General features: G+C 50.1%; 2 protein-coding genes. One reads left to right on the top strand and one right to left on the bottom strand.

Going from position 1 to position 1,443, the window contains the following annotated elements:
* Positions 1-1,172: peroxidase family protein (locus R7E00_RS23340; RefSeq protein ID WP_318124614.1), on the top strand; the 1,172-nt coding region annotated here is incomplete at its 5' end.
* A gap of 125 nt (positions 1,173-1,297) precedes the next feature.
* Here R7E00_RS23340 and R7E00_RS23335 read toward each other — a convergent pair.
* Positions 1,298-1,432, bottom strand: a complete 135-nt coding sequence (locus R7E00_RS23335) for a cytochrome b/b6 domain-containing protein (protein WP_318124616.1) — start codon at positions 1,430-1,432, stop codon at positions 1,298-1,300.
* Positions 1,433-1,443 lie beyond the last annotated feature (11 nt).

The raw sequence follows: 1,443 nt of genomic DNA, 5'->3' as shown, positions 1-1,443 counted from the left end.
TGCTGTTAAATTACGACTGGGAACTGAAAAAAAGCCCAGCCGGCGCATGGCAATGGGAACCTATCGACATTAAAGAGGAAGACAAACCGGTCGATCCTGAAAACCCTAACGTTCGGCATAACCCAATCATGACAGACGCCGATATGGCGATGAAGATGGATCCGGAGTATCGCAAAATCTCAGAACGCTTCCATAGCGACCCGGCCTATTTCGCCGACACCTTTGCTCGGGCTTGGTTTAAATTAACGCACAGAGACATGGGGCCTAAGGCTCGCTACATCGGCCCTGATGTCCCGCAAGAAGACCTCATCTGGCAAGATCCGGTTCCTCACGGCAATGCAAACTACGATGTAGACGCGGTAAAAGCCAAAATCGCAGCCAGTGGGTTATCGGTCAGTGACATGGTCACAACCGCTTGGGACAGTGCACGCACGTTCCGTCAGTCTGACAAACGTGGTGGTGCAAACGGCGCTCGTATTCGCTTAGCACCACAAAAAGACTGGCAAGGTAACGAGCCAGAGAGGCTAGCCCGAGTATTACCGGTGTTGGAAAGCATCGCGAAAAATACGGGAGCCAGCGTCGCTGATGTGATCGTATTAGCAGGTAACGTCGGTATTGAGCAAGCCGCCAGCGCGGCGGGTGTTAACGTCACTGTGCCGTTCCTTCCAGGACGTGGCGACGCAACACAGGATATGACGGATGTTGAGTCTTTCGAGGTGTTAGAACCGTTGCACGATGGATATCGAAACTGGCTCAAACAAAACTACGTTGTAACACCGGAAGAAATGCTGTTGGATCGCACCCAGTTGATGGGGTTAACTGCCGCTGAAATGACGGTGCTCGTCGGAGGGATGCGCGTTCTTGGCACAAATCATGGCGGTAGCAAACACGGTGTGTTCACAGACCGAGTCGGCCAACTTACCAACGATTTTTTCATTAACCTAACCGACATGAAGTACACGTGGGAACCCGTTGGCGAAAACCTTTACGAAATCCGTAGCCGTCGCTCCAAAGATGTAAAATGGACAGCGACCCGCGTCGATCTTGTCTTCGGCTCAAACTCAATACTCAGAGCCTATGCCGAACTGTATGCACAAGATGACAACGCAGGAAAATTCGTTGAAGACTTTGTCGCCGCGTGGACCAAAGTGATGAACGCCGACCGATTTTGATGTCATCCAAAGCGAAGCCTAATCTAACAATTAGGCATCCTTTCGCTTATATAAAAATGGCAGGTATCACCTACCTGCCATTTTGTTGCTCAGAAACTTTCGAAGCACATTCTTGTTTTGTCTTATCAAGCTTTGCCCAACATTCTCAGCAACGTTCCGTCCTGCTTAATAAAGTGATGTATAAAGCTGGCACCAAGGTGCAAAACCAATAGGAATGGCAACAACGCTTCACCACTAAACTCGTGGATCCCCTCGCCCAACTCTTTCAGCA

Source organism: Vibrio sp. Vb1755 (genome assembly GCF_033338635.1).
Taxonomy (GTDB): Bacteria; Pseudomonadota; Gammaproteobacteria; order Enterobacterales; family Vibrionaceae; genus Vibrio; species Vibrio alginolyticus.
Note: the sequence above shows the minus strand (reverse complement) of the source record. Positions and strands in the feature narration are given on the sequence as shown.